The organism is Halorarum halophilum (genome assembly GCF_013401515.1).
Classification (GTDB): domain Archaea; phylum Halobacteriota; class Halobacteria; order Halobacteriales; family Haloferacaceae; genus Halorarum; species Halorarum halophilum.
On record NZ_CP058529.1, the window covers coordinates 2,263,034 to 2,279,552 of the forward strand.

Consider the following 16,519-nt stretch of genomic DNA (forward strand, 5'->3'; position numbering starts at 1 on the left):
GGGCGGCTCAGTCGTACGTCAACAGCACCTGGAGCGGCGAGCCGTCGGATTGGTCCGCCAGCAGTTCGTACGCGGTCGGCGCGTCCGCGAAGGGAACGCGGTGGGTGACGACCTCCTCGACCGGGACCCCCTCGAGGACGTCGAGCGCGCGGTCGAGGCGCCGGTCGGACGTCCAGCGCCCGCGCAGTTCCGGCGCGATGGTGCTCACCTGGCTCGACTGCAGGTCGATCCGGCTCCGGTGGAACCGCCCGCCGAGGTTCAGGTCGGTCCGCTTCGTCCCGTACCACGACCCGACGACGACGCGACCGTCGTAGCCGACGGCGTCGATCGCGTCGTCCAGCGCGGCCGGTTCGCCCGAGATCTCGACCGCGAGGTCCATCCCCTCATTCTCGTCGGCGGCCCGCCGATCGCCGAGTTCGCCGACCTCGTCGGGGTGCAGCGTCGTGTCGGCGCCCAGGCGCTCGGCGACCGCCCGCCGGTCCGCGAGCGGGTCGACGACCGCCAGTTCCGCGAGCGGGAACTCGGCGAGCAACGTCGTCGTGAACAGCCCCACGACGCCGGCGCCGTGGACGACCGCGCGCTCGCCGACGCGAGGCGCGGCGTCGAGCACGAGCGACGTCGCCGTCTCGGCCGTCGGGAGCAGCGTGGCCGCCTCGGCCGAGAGCGACGCCGGGACGGGGACCAGCGCGTCCGGGCTGGCGAGGAAGTGGCTCTCGTGGGGGTTGAACGCGAAGACCGTCCGCCCCTCCCACGCCTCGTCGACGTCGTCGCCGCGGTCCGTCACCGTCCCGACGGCCGCGTAGCCGTACGCCAGCGGGTACGAGAACTCCTCGGCACCGTCCTCGAACGCCGCGAGCGTCGGCCCGACCGACAGCTCCTCGGGCACGTCGCCCCGGTAGACGAGCAGTTCCGTGCCGGCGCTGATCGCCGAGACCCGCGTCTCGACCAGGACCTCCTCCGGACCCGGCTCCGGGATCGACCGTTCCCTGAGCGACACCTCCCCGGGCGAGTCGAAGAACAGCGTCCGCGCCCGGTCGCCCATCTCAGTCGTCCCCCCCGACGGCACCTCGGACGGCGAGCCGTCGGTCGTCGTCCGGTCCGACGAGCGTGATCTGGACGGTCATGGCGAGACGTTCGGTCATGGAGTGGTCACCGCGGTCGTTATTGGGCGTTTCGCCCGTCGAGCCGGCCGGACACGACGAGGTAGTCCCTGAGGAACACGAGAAGCGACGGGAGCAGGGCGACGGCCGCCGCGACCCGGAGGACTCCCGCCGGGAGCACCGGCGCCAGGGCCACGGTGATGAAGACCATCTGGAACGCGGCGAGCGGGCGGCGCACCCTGCTCTCCGGCAGCGCGAACACGGGGTGGCCGCGGCGTCGACGCCACGCAACGCCGGCCTTGAACACGTAGCGGGCGGCCGACAGCGAGAGGTACCAGACGGGCAGGCGCCCCCACACGACCGCCACCAGCGGCGCGACGACGAACCCCAGCGTGTCGAAGGCGAGGTCGAGTCTCGTGCCCAACTCGGTCGTCCGGCCGAGTTCTCGGGCGACGACGCCGTCGAACCAGTCGAGGGCGGCACCGGCGCCGTAACTCGCCGCGGGGACCCACAGCAGCGGCTCGTGGGGCGGGACGACCACGAAGCCGGCGACGACGGCGTACAGTCCGCCCCGCGTCAGCGTCACGACGTTGGCGACGCCGAGCGACCGGCGGACCCGGTCGCCGGCGCGTTCGACGCGGCCCGCGTCGAGGTGCGTCCAGAGGTAGCCGAGTTCGAAGCCGACCACCATCCCCGACACCGTCGTCCACCGCAGCGCGGTCCCCATCGTCAGGTACCGCCCGGCCAGGTGCAGTCCGACGAGCAACCCGATCGCCCCGACCAGCGCGGCGAGCGCGACCTCGACGCGGCACCGCCTGCCGATCGAGAGGCCGGTCGCTTCGCTCACGGTTCGTCCCCTTCCTCCGCCGACGTCCCGAGGGCGTCGAGGCGGGCGAGCAGGTCGGGATCGAGGTCGAGCCCCCCCGCGGCGAGGTTGTCGACCAGGTGGTCCCGGTCGATGCTCGACGGGATCGGGACGACGCCGCGCCGGATCGACCACGCCAGCACCGCCTGCGCGGGCGTCACGCCGGCGTCGTCGGCGACCGCCCGGACCGCGTCGTCGTCCAGCAGGTCGCCCGAGTCGAGGGGGGTGTGCGCGAGCAGCCGGATGCCCCGGTCGTGACAGAACGACCGGAGCGCCTCGCGCGGTTCGCGGGGGTGGTGTTCGACCTGGACGATCGCCGGCGGGATCCGGGCCGTCCCGACGAGTCGTTCCAGCCTGTCGAGCGGGACGTTGCAGATCCCGATGGCGCGGGTCAGGCCGCGATCGACCAACCGCTCCATCGACCGCCACGTCTCCGCCAGGGTCACGTCGCCCTCGCGGACGTCCCCGTCCTCGTCGCGGGGGAACGTCAGCCGCTCCTGCTCGTCGGCCGGGAGCGACGCGAGGTCCGTCAGCGGACCCTGGTACTCCCACGCGTCGGGCCAGTGGAGCAGGTACGAGTCGAGCGTCCCCACGCCGAGCGCGGCGAGCGTCGTCCCGCAGGCCTCCGCGACGTGCTCGTGGTTCGTGTTCCACACCTTGCTGGTGAGGTGCAACGCCGAACGGCGCGGCGTCCCCGGCGCGGCGAGAATCTCCCCGATGCGCTGCTCGTTGCCGTACAGTTCCGCGGAGTCGAGGAGCCGGTAGCCCGCGTCGAGCGCGGCCGCGATGGAGTCCGCCCGCTCGACGTACTCCCCGTCGCGGTAGCGCGCACAGCCGAACCCGACCCGCGGGAGCCGGATCGCGGCGTCGGGGACCCCCGTCGACGTCGGTCGGAAGTCCGGCGCGTATCGCGGCTCCGCCTCGGTTCCGGCGTCGTCGATCCGGACGGACGGTTCCCCCTCGGCGACGCGCTCGGCGGGGGCGTTCTCGGTGGCGAGGGTTTCGATGGCGGCGCACGTCGCGACGACGTGTGCGGCGCGTCGTCCCGTCCGCACCGACGGTCGCCCCCGCTCGATTCCGGCGGCGAGCCGCTCCGGGCCGGCGAGGAACGACCCCTCCTCGGCGGGGTACCCTGGCGGCATCGACGTGTACTCGTGCCCGGACCGGGCGAACCGGACGAGGTCGCGCCCGTCCGCCATCGCCCCGCAGTCGGCGAGGTACAGCGAGCCGTCGTCGCCGTGGAGTTCGAGCGAGTTGAACTCGCGGCTCCGGTGGGGCGCGTAGAGACTCGCGGTCAGGCGCACCGTCGGCCCGTCCGCGAACGCCAGGGTCGCCTCGACGTGGCTCGGCCGCTCCGGTCGACGCTCCTCCCGTTCGGGCCACGGCGACACGGCGTCGGCGCTCCGGACGCGCTCCATCGGACCGAACCAGGCGACCAGCAGCGTCAGCGGGTACACCGCGCCGTCGTACAGCGGCCCGACCCGGAGGAACGACGTCGGGTCGTCGTGCCACTCGGTGACCCGTCCGACGTGGGCGTGCGCGTACGCCAGCCGAACGGGACCGAGGCGGCCGTCGGCGAGCGCCGCGGCGACCCGGCGCTGCGCGGGGTTCCCCGGTGTCGTCGGTGCACAGCCGAGCGCCAGCGCCCGGTCCTCGGCGAGCGCGACCAGCTCCGCGGCGGCGTCGGCGTCCATCGCCAGCGGCTTCTGGCTGAACACGTGGCGGTCCGCCTGGAGCGCGGTTCGGGTCACGCCAGCGTGCGCCTCGTGGCTCGTGAGGTTGACGAGCAGGGGGGCGGGTTCGGCCTCGAGCATCGTCCCGAGGTCCGCGTAGGCCGCCGCGCCGTGTTCGTCGGCGAGCGCGGTCGCGCGGTCGAGGTCGAGGTCGCAGACGGCCGTCAGCCGGAGGGGGCTGTCCGGCAGTCCGGCGGCGTACTCGCGGGCGACGGCGCCCGCACCCACGAACGCGCAGTCCATACGTGGAACCCCGGACCGGTCGAGGAAAGTTGTTGTGCCACTGATGCACACGGTCGGGGGGCGACGGACGGCAGGACCGGGCGGGTCGGCGGACGCGGGACCGGGACCACGCTGACTGGCGGGTGGAGGGACCACGCAGTTTTGTCGCCGCGCACCCTCCGACCGATATGGCGCGGGTGGCCGTCGTGCACAACACGCTCGACCTGCGGAGCGGCGCCGACGCGGTCTGTCTCCACGTCTGCGAGGCGCTCCAGGACGTCCACGACGTCACCCTGTTCACGCTCTCGCATCCGCCGCTGTCGACGCTCAACGGGATGTTCGACACCGCGGCGGCGGTCCCGGTCCGGACGCCGCCCGGCAGCGAGTTCCTCGGGCCGGCGCTCGAACTCGTCGCCGACCATGCCGGACCGCTGCTGGCCCCGCGGAGCGTCCTGCTCGACTGCTTTGTCCGCCGGCACGCCCAGGGGGTCGATCTCCTCGTCAGCACCGCCAACGAGTTCGACTTCTCCCGTCCGTCGGTCCAGTACGTCCACTACCCGCAGTTCAACGGCCGGGCCGTCGACGACGACGACGCCGGGCGGCTCGACCCCCTGTGGACCCGCCTGGCCGGCCTCGGCGACCGTCGGCTTCCGGCCGACGCCACGCTCGTCACGAACTCGTCCTGGACGGCCGAGGCGGTCGCCGAGCGCTACGGGCGGGAGCCGACCGTCCTCCACCCGCCCGTCGACCCGATAGGGGGCGGACTGGACTGGGCCGAGCGCGAGCACGGCGTCGTCGCGGCCGGCCGGATCGCCCCGGACAAGCGGACGCTCGACGCCGTCCGGATCGTCGACGCGGTCCGGGAGCGCGGCCACGACGTCCACCTGCACGTGGTCGGAACGGCCGCGCCGGCGTACCGCTCGTACGTCGACCGGGTCGCGGCGGCGGCCGACGCCCGCGAGTACGTCTCGCTGGAGACGGACGTTTCCCGAAACCGGCTCGAATCCCTGTTGACCACGCACCGGTACGGGCTCTCCACGAAGCCGGACGAGCACTTCGGGATGACCGTCGCCGAGTACGTCGCCGCGGGCACGCTCGCCTTCGCGCCGGACTCGGGCGGCCAGCGCGACGTCCTCGACGGCGCGGAGGAGCACCTCTTCTCGTCCGTTCCCGACGCCGCGGCGACGGTCTCGCGCGCCATCGAGACGGGACGGGAGCCGTCGCTTCCGCGCGACCGGTTCGGACGCGACCGGTTCCACCGGCGGATCAGGGCGCTCGTCGCGGACCGGCTGTGACCGGAGGAACCCTCCTTCGGGGTCGAGGGCGCTGTTCTCGCCGACCCCGGCACATGGATTAAGTACGAGTCCGTCGAGTGTCTCCCATGAGCGCGACACGCGGGAACGGCTTCCTCGAACTCGACACGGTGGGCTCGCTCCACTGGGCGGGTATCGTCCTCGCAGCGATCACCGGCGTGTTGCACCTGTTCCTCGGGTTCTCGTTCGTCACCGAGCCGATGGGATGGAGCTTCATCGCCGCCGGCGTTGGCTTCCTGGCCGGCTGCCTCGGCGTGCTGGCGAACTACCGCCGTCGGCTGCTCTACTTCCTCGGAATCCCGTTCACGGCGGGTCAGATCGTCGTCTGGTACGTGGTGAACGCCCCCGACCTCTCGGCGCTGGGCATCGTCGACAAGGTGGTCCAGGTCGCGCTCATCGTCGTCCTCGTCGTCCTCTACCTGCGGGAGTCGTAGCCGACAGCCCTCGAGCCCCCTGGTTCCCCACGATCCGATCCGTCTCGTCGTCCCGCCGATACCGACGAGGCCTTCAGCAGAACCCTCCGTCCGCGGACGGTCGAGGGGGAGGGGACCGAGGCAACGCTTACCGTCCCGGAATCCGTCTCCCGACGCGTCTTGAGCCGGAACAAGTACCAGCCGCTCGTCGCGGACATGAACGCGGGCGTCGGCTGGCGTGATCTGAGCGAGGGCGGTCGGCGGCGGACCGAGAGCCGCGACGTCGAGATAACCGACGTGGAGTGCGTCGGGGTCGCGGGGAACTTCCCGTGGAACCTGATCAAGGTCAGCACCGACGCGGGCGAGTACGGGCTCGGCGAGGCGTTCACCGGCCCGGCCGGCGAGTACGTCGAGTTCCTGGGACCGGGGCTGGTCGGGCAGAACCCGTTCGACCTCGACCGCCTCGTCGAACACATGACCCAGCTCGTCTCGGGGCTCGGCGGCACGAAGGGGTACTCCCAGGCGGCCGTCAGCGGCATCGAGACCGCGCTGTTCGACGTCGTGGGGAAGCTCACGGGGCTCCCCGTCTACCAGTTGCTCGGCGGGAAGTATCGCGACGCCGTGCAAATCTACGCGGACTGTCACGCCGGCGAGGCGCTGTCGGGGATGTCCTCGTCCGACCCCCGGGAGATGTACTCGCCGGAGGCGTACGCGGAGGTCGCCGAGACGGTCGTCGACGAGGGGTTCTCGGCGCTCAAGTTCGACCTGGACGTGAGGGTCGACGGGGCGGACACGGCGACGAGGCGGCTCTCCAACTCGGCGATCGAGCACAAGGTGGCGATCGTGGAGGCGGTTCGCGAGGCGATCGGCTCCGACCCGACCCTCGGCTTCGACCTCCACTGGAACTACGGGGTTCCCTCCGCGTCGCGGCTCGCGGGGAAACTCGAACCCTTCGACGTCGCGTGGCTGGAGGACCCGGTCCCCCCGGACACCGTCGCGGCCCACCGGAGGGTGACCGAGAGCACGACCACGCCCATCCTGACCGGCGAGAACCTCGTCAGGGTCGAGGGGTTCCTGCCGTACCTCACCGAGGGGGCCGTCGACCTCGTCGCCCCCGACATCCAGAAGTGCGGCGGCCTGCAGGAGTTCCGCAAGATCGCCACGCTCGCGGACGCCTACAACACGCCGGTCGCGCCGCACAACATCTCGAGCCCGGTCGGGACGATGGCGAGCGTCCACGCCTGCGCCACCGTTCCGAACGCGTTCGCGCTCGAGTGGCACGCCCGGGAGGTCGACTGGTGGGACGACCTGCACACGGGCGACCCGCTCATCGAGAACGGGGAGATCCCCGTCCCCGAATCCCCCGGGCTGGGGCTCTCGCTGGATCCCGACGTGCTGGAGGCACACCTCGCACCCGGCGAGGAACCGTTCGAACTCTGAGCGAACCCTACAGCACGGAGAGCACGTCCGCGAGCGAGTCGATGACGTGGTCCGGGGAGGGGGTTTCGTCGGTCCGTCCCGGCGCCGTCCGGGCCTCCCGGAGGTCCTCGGCGTCGGTGACCCCCGAGAGGACGAGGGCGGTCCGCATCCCGGCCCGGTTCCCCATCAGCACGTCCGTCTCCAGCCTGTCGCCGACCATCAGGCACCGCTCGGGGGCGACGCCGAGGCGGTCCATCGCCGTCTCGACGGCGACCGACGACGGCTTCCCGAGGACGCGGTCGAGTTCCCGGCCGGTGACGCCCTCGATCGCGCCGATCATCCCGGCCGCGTCGGGGATCTCCCCGCCCTCGACCGGACACGTCCGGTCGGGGTTCGTCGCGTAGAACGCGTCGGCGTCCTCGAGCGCGACCATCGCGTCCGTCAGGACCTCGTAGTCGAACGTGCGGTCCATGGAGGCAACGACGACCGCCGCCTCCGCGGGCGGGCCGACGGGCACCCCGGCCTCGGAGAGTTCCTCGGCCAGCGGCGCCTCGCCGACGAGGAACACGGACTCGCCGGGGTGGTGCTCGCGGAGGTACGCCGCGGTCACGGTGGCCGAGGTGACGATCCGGTCGTCGTCGACCGGCACCCCGAGCCCGGCGAGTTTCTCGCGGTAGGCCGCGGGCCGTTCGATGGCCTTGTTCGAGAAGAACAGCACGTCGACGTCCCGTTCGCGGAGGGCGGCGATCGCCGCCTCGACGCCGGGAATCAGGGCGTCTCCCCTGTACACCGTCCCGTCGAGGTCGAGGATCGCCCCCTCGATATCGGTCACCGAACACTCACTCGCCCGAAGCGCGATTCGAAGTTGTTCGTCACCCCCTACAATCCAGAGAGCGGAGGATTAGCTCTTGCGACGGAGGTCTCCCGGCGGCAGTCTCGAATGCCGCTCACGGAGCGACCGAGCCCCGTACGGTTTTGCTCACGGAAGCGAAGTCCCGGCCGTGCCGATACTCATCGCCCACCGCGGGTTCGCCGGCGACAACGCCGAGAACACGCTGGGCGCCTTCCGCGCGGCGGCCCGAACGGCGGCCATGATCGAACTCGACGTCCGGCGGTGCGGGTCGGGCGAGGTTGTCGTCTTCCACGACGCAGAACTCGACCGCCTTACGGACCGCCGGGGTACCGTCGCGGAGACGTCGTACGACGTACTCACGGACTGCGACGTGCTGGGCTCCGGCGAGGGGGTCCCGCTCCTGGCCGACGTCTTCGAGGCGGTGTCCGCGACCGTCGGCGTCAACGTCGAACTCAAGACCGTCGACGTCGCCGCCGCCGCGGCGGAGATCGCCGAGGCGGCCCCGCACGACGTCCTCGTCTCCTCGTTCCGGCCGGAGGCGCTCCGCGTCGTCGACGCGAGGAGCGACCTCCCGCTCGCGTTCCTCTTCCTCACGACCGTCGACGACCCGGTCGAGCAGGCGCTGTCTCTCGACTGCGACGCCCTCCACCCGCCGAAGGGCCTCGTGAACGCGGACCTCGTGGAGACCGCCCACGGTCGGGGACTCGACGTGAACGTCTGGCCGGTGAAGACGGCCGCGGAGGCGTCGCGGCTGGCGGCCGTCGGCGTCGACGGGGTCATCGCCGACCACGACGACGTGCTCGGGTAGGAGCGGTTCGGTGCGAGCACCGTCGGTCGTGGTACCGTGTTGAGGTCCGGCTCGAACCGCACGACGAAGTGCGAATACCGGGTGCGATTACCAGGGTGAGAGCCGCCCGGACGGTCCGAACACGTTCTCGGGGTCCCACTCGGTCTTCGCGTCCCGGAGCCAGCCGTAGTTGTCGCGGAACACCGCCCGCGCGGCCGCGTCGTCGGTCTCGTTCCCCGCGAAGTTGGGCAGTTCCCCCTCCCCGCCGAGGTCGCGGATCGCCGCGACGCTGTCGCGGGCCCAGTCGACGTGCTCGTCGTCCGCTTCGGGGTCCGACCACGCCGCCTCGAAGTTCACCACCGCGGCGGCGTCCCGGCGCGGGAAGGCGGTCTCGTCGGGAGCCAGCTCCGCTACCGCGCCGCCGAGCGGCCAGATCAGCGCCGTGTCCCGTTCCCCCGGCGCGGCGCGGGCACGGTCGAGGAACGTCGCGATCACGTCGTCGGCGAGTCGGTCGACCGCGATCGACTTCCAGTAGTAGCGGTCCCCCGCCGGCGAGTCGTCGTCGAGCATCGACTGGAGTTCCGGGTAGGAGGGTCGGGTCGTCCTGTCGGCCAGCGGTTCGCCCAGGTCTCGGTACGCTCGCAGGTCGTTCGCTCCCCGGTCGGCCGGCGCGGTGGAGACACCCAGGAGACAGAGCCCAGGGTCGCCCGCGACCGCGTCGGGATACGCCGGCCCCTCCGGGACGCGCGAGACGTACGGCGAGACGGTCGTCGACGGCGGCGCGTCGGCGAGCAGGTCGCGGTACGCGGCGAGCAGTCCCGGCGCCTCCGCGAGCGGGTACCACGTCTCCGCGACCGCGAGTTCGTCGGGGATCGGCACGAGGTCGAACGCGAACGAGACGACGACGCCGAAGTTCCCGCCGCCCCCGCGCAGCGCCCGGAACAGGTCCGGGTTCCTGTCGGCTGTCGCGGTCACGCACTCGCCCGCGGCGGTCACGACCTCCGCGCGGGTCAGGCGGTCGCAGGCCAGCCCCGCCTCGCGGGTGAGCCACCCGGTTCCGCCGCCGAGGACGAGCCCGGCGACGCCGGTGTCGGAGACGACGCCGCCGGGGGTCGCGAACCCGTGGGCGGCCGTCGCGGCGTCGAGGTCAGTGGGCGAGGCGGCCGCGGTAGCTCCGTCGAGATCGGCCCAGGTCGCGCCCGGGCCCACGACGGCGGTCCCGGCGTCGGCGTCGACCGCCACGCGGTTCATCGCCCCGCAGTCGAGCACGATGCCGCCGTCGCAGACCGAGGTCCCCGCGACCGAGTGGGCGCCCGACCGGACCGCGACGCCCAGTCCGGTCTCGCGCGCGGTCCGGAGGATTCGAGCGACGTCGGCCGCGTCGCGGGCGTACGCGACCGCCGCGGGGAAACGGTCGACCAGGCCGTTCCAGACCGTTCGGGCCTCGTCGTAGGCGGGCGTCCCGTCGTCGGACGTGGAGTCGTCCGGGCGGACCAGCTGACCGTCTGCCCCGTCTCCGAGGTCGGTGGCCGAGGCGGCATCCACACCGCCGCCGAGGTCGGTGGCCGAGGCGGACCCGGTCCCTTCACCCAGATCCGCCGCGAGCGCGTCGAGCGCCGCCCGGTGCTTTCGCGCGACCGCGGCCGCATCGGCGCGGCAGTACTCGTTCATACCACCGCCTCGTAACGAGGCGGGGAAAAGCCCGCCGGGTCGGGAACGGAAACCGCTTTCAGGGCGCTCGTCCGACCCGCCGGCATGGAGCGTCGGGACGCCCTCGCGTACGTCCGCTACGGCGTCGCCTACCCCGTCGTCGTGCTCGTGGCGACTGCCGGGGCGGCCCGGCTCGCCGGTATCGACGCGGGGCTCGCGGTGCTGTTCGTCTCGATGGTCGCCGCGTCGGTGCTCGTCGGGACGTACATCGAGGGAACACGGGCGCAAGGTGGCGACCGGAACGGTGGCGCGGAGCGCCGAACCGCGCTGGGTGTCCGGGCGGAGTTGACGGGCGGGAGCGACGCCGTGACGGGCGGCCCGTCGCGGACGATGGTGGTCGCGACCGGCCTGTTCGTCCTGTCGGCGCTGGCGACGCTGTGGCTCGGCGGGTTGTTCTGAGCGGTTCGGAGCGCGTCGAAAGAAGTCGCGGGTTCGTTCGGCGAGGCGGTGCGACGGTGTGCGGTGGGTGTGTGTGGCCTTGGCCGACGCTTACATCGCGCCGCCCATGCCGCCCATGCCGCCCATGCCGCCCATGCCGCCGCCGCCCGGCGGCATCTCCTCGTCGCCGCCGTCGTCGGAGCCGCCGCCCTTCAGGTCGCCGGCCGCGATGACGTCGTCGATGCGGAGGAGCATGACGGCCGCCTCGGTCGCGGACTCGATGGCCTGCGTCTTCACGCGGAGGGGCTCGACGACGCCGTCCTCCTCCATGGCGACCACGTCGCCGGTGTAGGCGTCGAGGCCGGCGTCGAACTGACCGCCGTCGTGCTTCGCGCGCAGGTCAACCAGCGAGTCGATCGGGTCGAGGCCGGCGTTCTCGGCGAGCGTGCGCGGGATGACCTCCAGCGCGTCGGCGAACGCCTCGACGGCGAGCTGCTCGCGGCCGCCGACCGAGTCGGCGAAGTCGCGGAGTTCGAGTGCGAGCTCGGTCTCGGGGGCACCGCCGCCCGGCAGGACCTGCCCGTCGAGGAGCGTCGTGCGGACCACGCCGAGCGAGTCCTCGATGGCGCGCTCGACCTCGTCGACGACGTGCTCGGTGCCGCCGCGGAGGATGAGCGTGACGGACTTGGCGTCCTCGACGTCCTCGACGAAGATGCGCTCGTCGCCGCCGATGTCCTTCTGGCCGACGGAGCCGGCGAAGCCGAGGTCGCCCTCCTCGATGTCGTCGAGGTTGGCGACGACGCGGCCGCCGGTCGCGCGGGCGAGCCGCTTCATGTCGGAGTCCTTCGCGCGGCGGACCGCCAGGATGCCCTCCTGGGCGAGGTAGTGCTGGGCCATGTCGTCGATGCCGTCACCGACGAACACGACGTCGGCGCCGACGTCGACGAGCTGGTCGACCATCTCGCGGAGCTGCTTCTCCTCCTGATCGAGGAACTGCTGGAGCTGGTCGGGGTCGGTGACGTTGACCTCGGCGTCGATCTCCGTCTCCTTCACCTCGAGGGCGCCGTCGTACAGCGCGACGTTGGCGTCCTCGACGAGGTAGGGCATGTTGTCGTCGACGCGCTCCTTGTCGACGATGACGCCCTCGACGAGCTCCGAGTTGCCGATGGCGCCGCCGACGACCGTCTCGACGGAGACGTTGTCGGTGTCCACGCCGTCCTCGTCGCGGACGGCGAGCACGGCGTCGACGACGAGCTTCGCGAGCGTGTCGCGGGCGGACTCGGCGCCCTTGCCCGTCATCGCCGTGGCGGCGATCTGTTCGAGCGTCTCGCGGTCCTCCGCGGAGACGTCGATCGCCTTCTCCTCGAGGAGTTCGCTGGCCTTCTGGGAGGCCTGTCGGTACCCCTGCGCGATGGTGGTCGCGTGGACGTCCGAGTCGATGAGCTCCTCGGCCTGGTCGAGGAGTTCGCCCGCGATGACCACGGCCGTCGTGGTGCCGTCGCCGACCTCGTCCTCCTGGGTCTCGGACACCTCGACGATCATGTTCGCTGCGGGGTGGTCGATGTCCATCTCCTTCAGGATGGTCACGCCGTCGTTCGTGACGACGACACCGCCCGAGGAGTCCACGAGCATCTTGTCCATCCCTTTCGGGCCGAGCGTCGTCCGGACGGACTCGGCGACGGCCTTGCCGGCCGTGATGTTCATCGACTGCGCGTCCTTTCCGGACGTCCGCTGGCTGTCCTCCGAGAGTACGATCATGGGCTGGTTGCCCATCCGCTGGCGCTGAGACATGACATGCTCTGATTGTTCGGAGTTCTATATAAGTCCTTCGGCTAGGTGCTGACAACCTCCCTCACACACCTCGATTCCGCCGTATGCTATTGGCTAACACGCGAGTATTTATATACGGTTTCGCGAGCGGCGTCGCTGGCTCCCAACGGGGGGTTCTGGTGGTGAGTGGTGGGCGGCAGAAGTGATTGGTGGACGATAGAACCGCGAGCCTCGCGTGCGTGGAGGGCGGCTTTTCGAGGGTATTTCGAGGGTGAGCCGAACGAGTCCGAGAGAAGGGTGGCTCTCGTTCGACCAGCAGTAGCGGTCGCTGTTCGACCAGTTAATCGGACGGAGAACGTGCGCCCCGAACCGCCGGAGCGTCCGAGGGGTTACCGTGTCTCCTCGGGTTCCGGCGACAGGTCCGGAACGCCGTGGAGCTCGTTGTGCTTGCGCTCGAGGAACGAGTAGACGGCGCCGTGCGGGGCGCCGTCGAGGATCATCCCGGTCGCGCGGCGGACCGCCTCGACCTCCTCGGGCTGACCGATGACGCCGAGCGTCGATCCCTTGATGACGACCTCCGCGCCGGAGAGCTCCTCCATCAGCTGCCGGGTGCGGCCGTTCTCGCCGATGAGTCGTCCCTTCTGCCGCTGGAGGTCGTTCTTGTTGCGGGTCTTCGCGGCGAGGTCGACGAGGTCGAACCGGCGGAGGTCGTGATCGAGCAGCGAGAGCGCCGACTCGGGGGTGAAGCCCCGGCCGATCGCCCGGACGATGTCCGGCGCGACCATGCCCGTGACGGGGTCGCCCACGGCGTCGATGGCGACGGACCCGGACTCCGAGTCGATGTCGAGGCGCACCTCCGCGCGGTCCTCGATCTCGCGCATCGTCTCACCCCCCTCGCCGATGACCGCGCCGATGCGGTCCTGCGGGACCTTCACGTGTTGGGTGCTCATGCATCCACGTTCCGGCCGAACGCGTTTAAGGGTTTTTAGGCGGCACGTCCGGCCGTGCGGCGCTCGGGTCCCGGCTGGCGACCGCTCGCCCGGTCCCAAAAGCGACTTTCGCCATCAGCCGTCGGGCTTTCACTCGTCGATTGCCAAGCGCCGTGCCGATGGGCGGACCGACGACCGATCGGGACACGGCGGCAGCGCCGGCCGAATTCACGTCGACCGCGCCCGGGCAGGGGGCGGACGGGGACGAAACTGGAACCCGTGAACGGAACGGAACCGGGGACGATGACAGTCTGGCCGTTCCCGAACCCCCGGACGCGGAGCGACGGTGGATCGATTGGCTCCTCCTCGACGGCGACCGGCTTCACGTCGCCGTCGGCGGCTCGATGATCCCGCTCGTCACCTTCGCGCTGCTCGAACTCGCCGGCGTCGTTCCCCTGCAGCGGTCCGGCGGACTGTCCTACCTGTTCGGCGGGTTCGTGAGCGGGAACCTCACGCTCGTCACCGTCGTCGTCTCGATCAACCAGCTGCTGCTCTCGCAGGAGCTGCAGACGCCCGGGGAACTCCGTTCGCAGATCGAACACGTGATCGAGTACCGGAACGAGGTCGAGGACGCAGCCGGGCGAATCGCGCCGGTGGAGCCGCTGGCGTTCCTCCGGCTGCTGGTCGAGAACACCCGGCAGGAGGCCCAGTGCCTCGGCGGCCTCACCTTCGACGGGACCCCGCAGGCGGCACGCGAGGAGATCGAGGAGCTCGTCGACAACGTCACCGAACACATGGACCACGTCGACGACCTCCTGAAACGGTCGGGGACGGGTACGTTCGACGTGCTCTCGGTGACGCTGGCGACGAACTACGCCCGGCAGATCAACCGCATCCGACAGCTCCGGTCGGCCCACGGCGAGGAGCTCCCGGAGCCGGTGATGGACTCGCTCGATCGGCTCGTCGACCGGTTCCAGGACGTCGACGTCGCCAGGCAGTACTTCAAGTCGATCTACCTGCAGGACGAACTCTCCTCCCTGTCGCGGGTGCTACTGTACGCGGGGGGACTCGCCGAGGTGGTGGCCGGGGCGGTCCTGCTGTCGTTCACGGCGTCCAACGGGTCGCCCCTCCCCCGGCCCGTACTCCTCGTCGTCCTCCTGGTCGCCGTGGCGGTCTGTTTCCTCCCGGTCGCCCTCCTCGCCTCGTTCGTCCTCCGGATCGCGACCGTCACGAAGCGGACGGTCGCGACCCTCCCGTTCACGACGCCCGGCAGGAGAAGTGAGATCGACCGAGCGCCGTCGGGGTGGCCGGGAGCTAGTCGGGAGTCCCGATGAAGTTCCTGAGGAGGGTATCGCCGAACGTCAGCACGAGCAGCGCGCCGAGGAGGTCGAAGGCGAGGTCGAGGAGCGTGTCGGTCTTCCCGTAGGGGATGAGGATGGGTTCGAGGCCGAAGCGGCGGGCGACCCAGTGGATGGCGTGCTCCATGAGCTCCCAGAGGAGTCCGACGAAGACGATGACGGCGACGACGCGCGGGCGGGGGTCGCGGCCGCGGCGGCGCGTGGCGGCGTGGACGATGCCGGCGAGGAGGGTCGCGGAGTGGGTGTGCGTGAGGTGGTCCCACCACCAGACGTCCTCGTACGGGCCGAGCATCCCGACGGCGTGGGTGAGCATCGCGGCGTCCGCGTACGCGCGCTGCCACGGTCGGAACGCGACGTCGTACCGGCGTTCGAGAACGCCCGGGAGGTACGTGGCCGCGAGCGCGAGGACCGCGTTCACGACCGCGCCGGGGCTCCGCCGGCGGAGTCCGACGAGGAACACGCCGAGGAGCGCGAACCTGATGCCGCGTTCGGCGACCTGTTCTGGAGGGGTTCGCGTGTGTCGGGTCACGGGTTGTCGCTCACGGGGGCGACGGCGGCGGGCGTGAAATACGTTGACGTTCCGGGGCGGACGGTCGCGAGCCGACGCCCCAGTTCCCCGACGGGTTACTCCAGGTCGGCCGACGGCTCGGGTTCGGGCGCGGTGACGTACTCCTGCAGTTCCTCGCCGGTCACCGCCATCCCCTGCCGGGAGAAGAACGCGGCGACGTTCTCGCAGTCGCGCTCGAGGAACTCCCGGGCGTTCGGGTGGTGGACCGTCACCGCCTGCCCGAGGTCGATGACGAACAGTTCGCCCTCGTGGATGATCATGTTGTACTCCGAGAGGTCGCCGTGGACCAGCCCGGCGGAGTAGAGCCGGCGCATGTACTCCCGGACCACCTCGTAGGCCGTCTCCGGGTTCTCCACGTCCACCTCGGAGAGCCGGCGCGCGCGGTCGTCGGCGTGACCGACGAGGTCCATCACGAGGACGTTCCGCTGGACGGCGATGGGGTCGGGCACCCTGACGCCGGCCGCCTTCGCGCGCAGGAGGTTCGCGTACTCCTTGCGTACCCACGCGAGCACGACCTTCTTCTTGTCCGAGCCGATGCCCTCGAAGCGCGGGTCGCCCTGGAGGTACTCGCGCATGTGCCGGAAGTTCGAGGTGTTGATGCGGTACACCTTCACCGCGAGCTCCTCGTCGTCGTGCCCGAGCGCCTCGTACACGTTCGCCTCCTTGCCCGTCGAGACGGGGCCGCCGAACGCGCCGATGTGGCCGTCCTGCACCAGCTTGTACACGGCCGCGAGCGTCGCGTCGTCGAACACCGACGCCTCGACCTTGAACTGCTCCGTATCCTTTACCCGGATCCGGAACTCGTTGAACGCCGCGTCCTGCCGGCGCGCGATGCGGTCGGCCTCGTCGTCCGAGACGTCGAGCGACTCCCACTCGTCGCCCGGCGTGTCGGCTTCCTCGGGGTCGACGAGTCCGAACTCACCTGTCATTCACCATGGCTACGTCGTCCGGCGTGAAAAGCCCCACAGGTGCGATCGTCGGATCGTGATCGGTCGCCGTCACGTGAGCCGGACACGCCGTCCGTATCGCGCGTCGTTCTGCGAGACGTTACAGGGGGCGCTGGCGTCTCGTTTCCGGCCCGAGAGACGGCGGGGACGCACC

Annotated in this window: 15 protein-coding genes; 6 read left to right on the forward strand and 9 right to left on the reverse strand. The window is 71.3% G+C overall.

Annotation, left to right across the window (positions count from 1 at the left end):
• Positions 1 to 7: 7 nt before the first annotated feature.
• From HUG10_RS11430 to HUG10_RS11440, 3 genes are all read right to left on the reverse strand, one after another.
• Positions 8 to 1,042, reverse strand: coding sequence for a zinc-dependent alcohol dehydrogenase (locus HUG10_RS11430; protein ID WP_179169701.1), 1,035 nt, complete (start codon positions 1,040 to 1,042; stop codon positions 8 to 10).
• 119 nt (positions 1,043 to 1,161) lie between these two features.
• Positions 1,162 to 1,947: a CDP-alcohol phosphatidyltransferase family protein gene (locus HUG10_RS11435; protein ID WP_246310133.1), complete on the reverse strand. Its 786-nt coding sequence runs from the start codon at positions 1,945 to 1,947 to the stop codon at positions 1,162 to 1,164.
• Positions 1,944 to 3,941, reverse strand: a complete 1,998-nt coding sequence (locus HUG10_RS11440; RefSeq protein ID WP_179169702.1) for an aldo/keto reductase — start codon at positions 3,939 to 3,941, stop codon at positions 1,944 to 1,946. The genes HUG10_RS11435 and HUG10_RS11440 overlap by 4 nt, the downstream gene beginning before the upstream one ends.
• 167 nt (positions 3,942 to 4,108) lie before the next feature.
• Between HUG10_RS11440 and HUG10_RS11445 the strand changes: the two genes are divergently transcribed.
• From HUG10_RS11445 to HUG10_RS11455, 3 genes are all read left to right on the forward strand, one after another.
• Positions 4,109 to 5,215 (forward strand): glycosyltransferase, encoded by a 1,107-nt coding sequence (locus HUG10_RS11445; RefSeq protein ID WP_179169703.1) that lies wholly within the window; start codon positions 4,109 to 4,111, stop codon positions 5,213 to 5,215.
• A gap of 86 nt (positions 5,216 to 5,301) precedes the next feature.
• Positions 5,302 to 5,667 carry a DUF7475 family protein gene (locus HUG10_RS11450; protein ID WP_179169704.1) on the forward strand — a complete coding sequence of 122 codons (366 nt, stop codon included), beginning with the start codon at positions 5,302 to 5,304 and terminating at the stop codon, positions 5,665 to 5,667.
• A 195-nt stretch (positions 5,668 to 5,862) separates the two neighbouring features.
• A complete protein-coding gene (locus HUG10_RS11455) occupies positions 5,863 to 7,086 on the forward strand; it encodes a mandelate racemase/muconate lactonizing enzyme family protein (protein WP_179171064.1) in 1,224 nt (407 codons plus the stop codon).
• A 7-nt stretch (positions 7,087 to 7,093) separates the two neighbouring features.
• On the opposite strand, the gene HUG10_RS11460 is transcribed toward HUG10_RS11455, so the two are convergent.
• Positions 7,094 to 7,897 (reverse strand): HAD-IIA family hydrolase, encoded by an 804-nt coding sequence (locus HUG10_RS11460; protein ID WP_179169705.1) that lies wholly within the window; start codon positions 7,895 to 7,897, stop codon positions 7,094 to 7,096.
• Between the two features lie 169 nt (positions 7,898 to 8,066).
• On the opposite strand from HUG10_RS11460, the gene HUG10_RS11465 reads away from it, so the two are divergent.
• A complete protein-coding gene (locus HUG10_RS11465) occupies positions 8,067 to 8,726 on the forward strand; it encodes a glycerophosphodiester phosphodiesterase (protein WP_246310134.1) in 660 nt (219 codons plus the stop codon).
• An 87-nt stretch (positions 8,727 to 8,813) separates the two neighbouring features.
• Here HUG10_RS11465 and HUG10_RS11470 read toward each other — a convergent pair whose 3' ends face one another.
• Complete coding sequence (locus HUG10_RS11470; protein WP_179169706.1) at positions 8,814 to 10,376, reverse strand: FAD-binding oxidoreductase; 1,563 nt, start codon at positions 10,374 to 10,376, stop codon at positions 8,814 to 8,816.
• A gap of 84 nt (positions 10,377 to 10,460) precedes the next feature.
• On the opposite strand from HUG10_RS11470, the gene HUG10_RS11475 reads away from it, so the two are divergent.
• Complete coding sequence (locus HUG10_RS11475) at positions 10,461 to 10,814, forward strand: hypothetical protein (protein WP_179169707.1); 354 nt, start codon at positions 10,461 to 10,463, stop codon at positions 10,812 to 10,814.
• 90 nt (positions 10,815 to 10,904) lie between these two features.
• Here HUG10_RS11475 and thsA read toward each other — a convergent pair whose 3' ends face one another.
• A complete protein-coding gene (gene thsA / locus HUG10_RS11480; protein WP_179171066.1) occupies positions 10,905 to 12,551 on the reverse strand; it encodes a thermosome subunit alpha in 1,647 nt (548 codons plus the stop codon).
• A 401-nt stretch (positions 12,552 to 12,952) separates the two neighbouring features.
• Positions 12,953 to 13,513, reverse strand: coding sequence for a KH domain-containing protein (locus HUG10_RS11485; protein WP_179169708.1), 561 nt, complete (start codon positions 13,511 to 13,513; stop codon positions 12,953 to 12,955).
• A gap of 158 nt (positions 13,514 to 13,671) precedes the next feature.
• On the opposite strand from HUG10_RS11485, the gene HUG10_RS11490 reads away from it, so the two are divergent.
• Positions 13,672 to 14,826 (forward strand): hypothetical protein, encoded by a 1,155-nt coding sequence (locus HUG10_RS11490; protein ID WP_218780588.1) that lies wholly within the window; start codon positions 13,672 to 13,674, stop codon positions 14,824 to 14,826.
• Here HUG10_RS11490 and HUG10_RS11495 read toward each other — a convergent pair.
• Both HUG10_RS11495 and rio1 read right to left on the reverse strand, forming a co-directional pair.
• Positions 14,807 to 15,379, reverse strand: a complete 573-nt coding sequence (locus HUG10_RS11495; RefSeq protein ID WP_179169709.1) for a hypothetical protein — start codon at positions 15,377 to 15,379, stop codon at positions 14,807 to 14,809. The two genes, HUG10_RS11490 and HUG10_RS11495, sit on opposite strands and share 20 nt — an antisense overlap.
• Before the next feature lie 95 nt (positions 15,380 to 15,474).
• Positions 15,475 to 16,347, reverse strand: coding sequence for a serine/threonine-protein kinase Rio1 (rio1, locus tag HUG10_RS11500; protein WP_179169710.1), 873 nt, complete (start codon positions 16,345 to 16,347; stop codon positions 15,475 to 15,477).
• Between the last annotated feature and the right edge of the window lie 172 nt (positions 16,348 to 16,519).

Bases quoted from the DNA above. Each gene is read 5' to 3' on its own strand.
- HUG10_RS11430 (WP_179169701.1), bottom strand. From the start codon at position 1,042: ATGGGCGACCGGGCGCGGACGCTGTTCTTCGACTCGCCCGGGGAGGTG.
- HUG10_RS11440 (WP_179169702.1), bottom strand. From the start codon at position 3,941: ATGGACTGCGCGTTCGTGGGTGCGGGCGCCGTCGCCCGCGAGTACGCC.
- HUG10_RS11445 (WP_179169703.1), top strand. From the start codon at position 4,109: ATGGCGCGGGTGGCCGTCGTGCACAACACGCTCGACCTGCGGAGCGGC.
- HUG10_RS11450 (WP_179169704.1), top strand. From the start codon at position 5,302: ATGAGCGCGACACGCGGGAACGGCTTCCTCGAACTCGACACGGTGGGC.
- HUG10_RS11455 (WP_179171064.1), top strand. From the start codon at position 5,863: ATGAACGCGGGCGTCGGCTGGCGTGATCTGAGCGAGGGCGGTCGGCGG.
- HUG10_RS11470 (WP_179169706.1), bottom strand. From the start codon at position 10,376: ATGAACGAGTACTGCCGCGCCGATGCGGCCGCGGTCGCGCGAAAGCAC.
- HUG10_RS11475 (WP_179169707.1), top strand. From the start codon at position 10,461: ATGGAGCGTCGGGACGCCCTCGCGTACGTCCGCTACGGCGTCGCCTAC.
- thsA (WP_179171066.1), bottom strand. From the start codon at position 12,551: ATGATCGTACTCTCGGAGGACAGCCAGCGGACGTCCGGAAAGGACGCG.
- HUG10_RS11485 (WP_179169708.1), bottom strand. From the start codon at position 13,513: ATGAGCACCCAACACGTGAAGGTCCCGCAGGACCGCATCGGCGCGGTC.
- HUG10_RS11490 (WP_218780588.1), top strand. From the start codon at position 13,672: ATGGGCGGACCGACGACCGATCGGGACACGGCGGCAGCGCCGGCCGAA.
- rio1 (WP_179169710.1), bottom strand. From the start codon at position 16,347: ATGACAGGTGAGTTCGGACTCGTCGACCCCGAGGAAGCCGACACGCCG.